Below are 6,627 nucleotides of genomic sequence, written 5' to 3' on the forward strand. Positions count from 1 at the left end.
GACGGAATCATCGTCAGCTTATATTTGTGATTTTTGATCATGATCGTATGTCCTGCGTTATTGCCGCCTTGATAACGGGCCACGACTTCGGCGGTTTCCGCGAGATAGTCGGTGATCTTTCCTTTGCCCTCGTCTCCCCATTGCGTACCTACCACAACGACCGTCGACATGAGCTTACCCCCTCTGGGTCAAAATTTCAGCATTCTTAGTGTAACAATCGCACGGAATGGAAGTCAATGAAAAATCCGAACGTTTTCGATTCGGGATTCGAAAACATTCGGATCAGCTCCGATGATGTCTAACATTATATTGCCGCAGGAAGCGAATCGCTATGCGATTTATCCAACGACACGAATTTATTAAAATTCTTAAGGAAGACGAGCTCGACGGTGCCTACCGGCCCGTTCCGCTGTTTGGCGATGATGATTTCGATAATGTTTTTCTTTTCCGATTCTTTGTCGTAGTAGTCATCCCGGTATAGGAACGCTACGATGTCGGCGTCCTGCTCGATCGAGCCGGATTCCCGAAGGTCGGACATCATCGGACGCTTGTCCTGCCGCTGCTCGACGCCCCGGCTCAGCTGCGACAGCGCGATGACCGGCACTTCGAGCTCCCGCGCGATCTGCTTGAGCGTTCGGGAAATTTCCGATACTTCCTGCTGCCGGTTTTCCCCGGCTTTGCCGCGGCCCGCGATCAGCTGGAGGTAATCGATCAGAATCATGCCGAGCCCCTTCTCCTTCTTGAGGCGGCGGCACTTCGCGCGAATGTCGGCGACGGTAATGGCCGGCGTATCGTCGATGTAAATTTCCGCCTCGGACAGCGTGCCGATCGCCATCGTCAGCTTTTCCCAGTCGTCGCCTTCGAGCGTCCCCGTCCGAATCCGTCCCGCGTCGACGTTCGCCTCTGCGCAAATGATCCGTTGGACGAGCTGCGCGGCCGACATCTCGAGCGAGAAGATGGCCACCGTCTCCTTCGCGCGCACGGCGACGTTCTGCGCGACGTTCAGCGAGAAAGCGGTCTTCCCGACGGACGGACGCGCGGCGACGATAATCAGGTCGCTTCGCTGGAAGCCCGCCGTCATCTTGTCGAGGTCGGGGAAGCCGGACGGAATGCCCGTCGTCTTCCCTCGATCGTTATACAGCTTCTCGACCTTCTCGAACACTTCCATAAGGACGTCTTTGATCGAGATAAAGCCGGTGCTCGACTTCCGATTCGAGATTTCGAGGATGCGCATCTCCGCTTCGCTGAGCAGACTTCCGACGTCGTCCGCCGCCGCGTAGCCGTTCGTAACGATCTCCGTCGCGGTCCGAATGAGGCGGCGCAGCATCGACTTTTCTTCGACGATCTTCGCGTAATACGTCACGTTCGCGGCCGTCGGCACGGCGCTCGCGAGTTCGGTCAAATACTGAATGCCGCCGATCTCGCCAAGCTGCTGCTTCGCCTGCAGCCGCGTCGTCAGCGTGATCAGATCGATCGGTTCGTTGTCGCCGTTCAGATCGATCATCGCTTCGAAAATATATTGATGGGCCTGGCGGTAGAAATCCTCGGCCTTGAGCGTCTCCATAACCGAAATGATGGCGACGCTGTCGAGCAAGATGGCGCCTAGCACCGCTTGCTCCGCCTCCAGATTTTGCGGCGGAATCCGATCGAAAACCGGTGTTTCTCCATTCCCGTTCATCGCGCTTAACTTCCTTCCTTGACTTGTACCTTAAGCGTGCCTGTCACTTCCGGATGCAGCTTCACCGGCACTTGCGTGACGCCGAGCGTGCGGATCGGCTCGTCCATCACGATCTTGCGCTTATCGAGCTTGATCTTCATCTTCTCCAGTTCTTCGGCGACTTGCTTGTTCGTAATGGAACCGAACAACCGGCCGCCCTCGCCCGCCTTCGACGTCAGCACGACCGTAATGCCTTCCAGCTGCTTCGCGAGCTCCTGCGCGTCGATCTTCTCTTGCTCCTTGCGGCGAAGCTCGGCTTGCTTCTGATTCTCGAGCGTCTTCACGTTGCCTTCCGACGCGGGCTTCGCCAGCCCGCGCGGAATCAGGAAGTTCAGAGCGTATCCTTCGGATACCTCTTTAATCTGACCTTTCTTCCCTTGCGCCTTCACGTCTTGCAGGAAAATAACTTTCATTCCAAGAGCCCCTCCCTGTCTTCGTAGCTATTCAATAACGTCAACAGACGTTCTTCCGCTTCTTTAATCGAGCCTTCCAGCTGCGTCGCGGCGTTCGTTAGATGGCCGCCGCCGCCGAGACGCTCCATAACGAGCTGCACGTTCACCTGGCCCATCGAGCGGGCGCTGATGCCGATCAAGCCGTCCGGCCGTTCGCAAACGACGAACGACGCGACGATGCCCTGCATGTTCAGCAGCGTATCGGCGACCTGCGCGATGAGCAGCTGAGGATAACGCTGCCCCGGCTGCGTGACAGCCACGGCGAAGTGCTTATGCACGATGCGCGCATGCCGGATAATGTCCGCCTTCATCAGATAACCGGGCAAGTCGTCCTTCAGCAGCCGCTGAATGAGCGAAGAGTCCGCTCCGTTGCGCCGCAGGAACGACGCCGCCTCGAACGTCCGCGAGCCCGTGCGCACCGAGAAGCTCTTCGTGTCGGTCACGATGCCCGCGAGCATCGACGTCGCCTCGAGTACGCCGAGCGCCAGCCCTTCGTGAATGTACTGCAAGAGCTCCGTCACCAGCTCGCACGTCGACGACGCGTACGGCTCCATATACACGAGCGTCGCTTCCCCGATAAACTCCTCGCCCCGCCGATGATGGTCGATGACGACGAGCCGCTTCGTCAGCCCGAGCAGCTTCGGTTCGGCGACGAGCGATGCCTTATGCGTGTCGACGACGACCGCCAGCGTCTTCGGCGTAATGAGATGGAATGCGTCCTCCGGAGAGACGAACTTGCTCGTGAGCTCCTCGTCCTCGTAGATCATCTCCATCATCCGGTGGATCGACGGATTGACGCCTTCGAGCACGATGAACGCCGGCTTGCCGAACGTCTCGGCCGCCTTCAGCACGCCGATCGCGGCGCCGACGGCGTCCATATCCGGGATCTTATGACCCATGACGACGATCTTATCGCTTTCCTTCATCAAATCGCGCAGCGCGTGCGAGATGACGCGCGCGCGCACTCTCGTGCGCTTCTCCACCGCGTTCGATTTGCCGCCGTAGAAGCTTACGCGATCGCCCACCTTCACGGCGACTTGATCGCCGCCGCGGCCGAGCGCGATGTCCAAGCTCGTCTGCGCCAGCTGACCGAGCTCCATCAAACCCGCCGCCCCGGCGGCCACGCCGATGCTGATCGTCATCGGCAGCTTCAGGTGCGCGGTCGCATCCTTCACTTCGTCCAATACATCGAAGCGGCTTTGTTCCAGAGTCGCTAGTTCCTTCTGGTTCAGCAATAAGAAATACCGGTCCGACGAGGTCCGACGCATATACAATCGATGGCGGACGGCCCACTCGTTGAGCACCGTCGTCACGGTGGCCATCGTCAGGCTGCGGGCTTGATCGTCCATGCCTTGCGTCACTTCGTCCACATTATCCAGTACGAGCAGCCCGAATGCAATGCGTTCTTCCTCGTATTTTCTGGCAAGCGTCGCATACTGCGTCACGTCGGTAAAATAGAGCAGCCGCTCCTCGGGGCGGACCCTCGCTTGGATCGAACGTTGGTTGAACGTCAGTTCGATCGTCGTTTCCTTCTCCTTCTCCTTCAACGCCTTCAGCCCGGGCCATAACGCCGTTATCGACTCGCCGACGAGCGATTCCCGGTTCATCGCCTTGGCGATCGAGCCGTTATGCCATTCCACCTGCCGGTCTTCCCCATAGAGCACGATGCCGATCGGCATCTCGGAGATGACGTCGCTCGCGGCCTTCTTCACGCGGTGCGTGATCGTGGAGATGTACGCGTTCATCGCTTCGCGGCTCTTGCGTTCGGCCTGGAGGACGTATATCGCCGCCGCCGCCACGACGATTAACGCCAGCGCGCCGACAACCCAGGAAAATCCGAGCAGCGCCAGAGACAGCGCGAGGGACAAAGCCAACGGAATCGTCGCGTGCAGACGCATCCATCGGGCTTGCAACCATTTCGGCATGACGCCGTCCTCCTCCCTACTCGTTAGGATTTACGGAACCGATCCCTGAGCGGGAACGCCGTATCGAAGACGCCGAGCAAGCTGAACGGCATGAACAGAGGGTTGAACAACACGACGCCGACGACGCCGAGCCACGGAATCCACATTTTGCGCTTCGCATGACCGATGAAAAACAGGAACGAAACGCCCTGCACGACGAACGCGAGCATCAGAATGGGCACGATGTTCACGACGATCGTGGACACGAACGACCCCGGGTCGACCGGAACGAACAGCTCGGCGAACAGCGCGATCAAGTAATACCAGACGAACGATCGCGGCAGCTTCCAATCCCGGATCGGGGGAAGCTGAGGAATCGACGCGCCGCGGGTCCGATTCGCGATTCTTCTCGCGATCGTGTGCGTCAACACCGTCAGGAACGTCGACGTCGCGATGAGGTAAAACGGGATCATCATCACGCTTAACTGGATGAACTCGTGCAGCGTCTCGTCGGTGATGATCGAGCTGACATTTTCCGGGAAATGCGCCATGCCGTCTCGGATCGTGTCCGCGATCGTGGTCGTCAAGTTGACGCCCATCATCGTGGCGATCAAAATCGTCAGCAGATAGACGGCCAGATACGCGACGACGCCGGCCGTAATCGATTTCCGGGCGGTCCATCTTCGGCGGTACGCCTCTCCGAGCGCGATGCCCGGGATGAGCGTCGTCAACGCGATGCCGAGGTACGCGATCGCCAGCGAGCCGGACAGCGTCGCGCCGACGAGCAGAGAGACGACCGAGACGCCGGCGAACCAGGCCCGGTTCGACTTCACGTATAAGAGCACGGCCGGAACCGCCGCGAACCAGACCGTAAGAACGAGCAGCGGCGTTAGTAACGAAAGATGTACGAGGAATAACACGATTCCCCAGACGAGGGCATGCTTCTTCAGAGACGCTTGTTCAGCGGACAACCGCATTCACCTTCCATCCAGATGTTTCTCCAAGGAAGATAAGTCCCCATACCATTCTTCCAATTGGTGATGATCTCGTTTATGTGTTTTTAATTTCTCGAGAACGGTATCGTCCAGTTCCCGGTAGCTGACGCCAAGGCGCCGAGCCAATAAATAAGAAGATACGATCAAGCTCGCCAATCCGTCGACGATTTTCGCTTGGCGCCCTTCCCACAAGCCGCGGAACAGCTGCGCCATTTCGTCCAGCATTTCGGTTTTCAGCCATTCGATGATCTTCGCCTTGCGGGCGACGTCCATTTCCTTGCCGTTCGTCATGGTCCTGCTCCTTACCGCCGGCTTTCGTTCAGCCGCTACTGTTTGCATTATAACACAAATCGCATTCGCTTTCGCTCGCGCACGTCGCTCCGAACACGAAAAGAAGCCGTCCTCAGTCGCATCTGACTGTCGGAACGGCTCCTCGGATTTACATCCTATTCCGTTGTGTAAGGGATCAACGCCATTTGGCGCGAACGCTTGATCGCAACGGTCAATGCGCGCTGGTACTTCGCGGAAGTACCCGTAACGCGCCGCGGCAAAATCTTGCCTCGCTCGCTGATGAATTTCTTCAGCAAGTCTACATCTTTATAGTCGATGTGCTTGATCTTGTTAACCGTGAAGAAGCACACCTTCCGGCGCTTGCCGCCGCGCTTGCCGCGGCCGCCGAATTTACGCTCGCCGCGCTCCGGGCGCTCGCCGCGTTCCGGACGCTCTTGTTGCTCTGCCATGTTCGGTTCAAACTCCTTTCGTCGGAAAATGTTTTATCTTCGCATTGCCTTAAGGTTCACGTTAGAACGGCAAATCGTCGTCGGAGATGTCCACCGGCTTGCCGTCGTCGGCGAACGGGTCGAAGTTTCCGCCGCCCCGTTGGCCGCCACCGCCGCCGCCGCTTCGGCCGCTGCCTCCGCCGCCGCCTTGGTAACCTCCGCCGCCTTGCGGTTCGCGCGCCCCTTCGTCACCTTCGCGGTTCGGGCGCTCCAAGAATCTCACGTTGTCCGCAATGACTTCCGTAACGTAGACGCGCTTGCCTTCGTTATTGTCGTAATTGCGAACTTGGATCCGCCCTTCCACGGCGGCCAACCGGCCCTTGCGCAGATAATTCGCGCACGTCTCCGCCAGCTGTCTCCATACCACGACGGGAATGAAGTCCGCCTCTCTCTCGCCGCCTTGGCTCGAGAACGGTCGGTCGACCGCCAGCGTAAATTGCGCGACGGCCACGCCGGCCGGCGTGTACCGCAGCTCGGGGTCCTTCGTCAATCGGCCGATTAATATGACGCGGTTCAGCAACGCAATCCCTCCTGTAACGGACCTTTACGCCTTGCGGCGCTTTACGCTACGTCTTGTACGATCATGAAACGAATCACTTCGTCCGTAATCCGCATCACGCGATCCAGTTCCTTGACGACTTCCGGCGTAGCTGTGAAATTCACCAGCACGTAGATTCCGTCGCGGTTCTTGTTGATCTCGTACGCAAGACGGCGCTTGCCCATCACGTTGGTCTTCGTCACTTCGCCGCCGTTATTGATAATGCCTTGGAACCGTTCCAC

9 protein-coding genes are annotated in these 6,627 nt (G+C 58.5%); all 9 read right to left on the reverse strand.

Features of this window, described 5'->3' with window-relative positions; all coding sequences use genetic code 11:
- On the reverse strand, window positions 1-170 hold a 170-nt coding region (locus tag RIN49_RS28645), incomplete at its 3' end, for an adenylosuccinate synthetase (RefSeq protein WP_309123510.1).
- A gap of 134 nt (window positions 171-304) precedes the next feature.
- Window positions 305-1,678, reverse strand: a complete 1,374-nt coding sequence (gene dnaB / locus RIN49_RS28650) for a replicative DNA helicase (RefSeq protein ID WP_309123505.1) — start codon at window positions 1,676-1,678, stop codon at window positions 305-307.
- A gap of 5 nt (window positions 1,679-1,683) precedes the next feature.
- The gene (gene rplI / locus RIN49_RS28655; RefSeq protein WP_138197699.1) at window positions 1,684-2,130 is read right to left on the reverse strand and encodes a 50S ribosomal protein L9; all 447 of its coding nucleotides are present in this window, start codon (window positions 2,128-2,130) and stop codon (window positions 1,684-1,686) included.
- A complete protein-coding gene (locus tag RIN49_RS28660; RefSeq protein ID WP_309123506.1) occupies window positions 2,127-4,094 on the reverse strand; it encodes a DHH family phosphoesterase in 1,968 nt (655 codons plus the stop codon). Before RIN49_RS28660 ends, rplI begins: the two co-directional genes overlap by 4 nt.
- A 23-nt stretch (window positions 4,095-4,117) precedes the next feature.
- The gene (locus RIN49_RS28665) at window positions 4,118-5,044 is read right to left on the reverse strand and encodes a YybS family protein (protein ID WP_309123507.1); all 927 of its coding nucleotides are present in this window, start codon (window positions 5,042-5,044) and stop codon (window positions 4,118-4,120) included.
- 6 nt (window positions 5,045-5,050) lie between these two features.
- Window positions 5,051-5,359, reverse strand: coding sequence for a MazG-like family protein (locus tag RIN49_RS28670; protein ID WP_238392694.1), 309 nt, complete (start codon window positions 5,357-5,359; stop codon window positions 5,051-5,053).
- Between the two features lie 155 nt (window positions 5,360-5,514).
- Window positions 5,515-5,808: a 30S ribosomal protein S18 gene (rpsR, locus tag RIN49_RS28675; RefSeq protein ID WP_138197696.1), complete on the reverse strand. Its 294-nt coding sequence runs from the start codon at window positions 5,806-5,808 to the stop codon at window positions 5,515-5,517.
- 61 nt (window positions 5,809-5,869) lie between these two features.
- A complete protein-coding gene (gene ssb, locus RIN49_RS28680; RefSeq protein WP_309123508.1) occupies window positions 5,870-6,367 on the reverse strand; it encodes a single-stranded DNA-binding protein in 498 nt (165 codons plus the stop codon).
- Between the two features lie 41 nt (window positions 6,368-6,408).
- Window positions 6,409-6,627: 30S ribosomal protein S6 (gene rpsF / locus RIN49_RS28685; protein WP_309123509.1), on the reverse strand; the 219-nt coding region annotated here is incomplete at its 5' end.

Source organism: Paenibacillus sp., assembly GCF_031177825.1.
Taxonomy (GTDB): Bacteria; Bacillota; Bacilli; order Paenibacillales; family YIM-B00363; genus Paenibacillus_AE.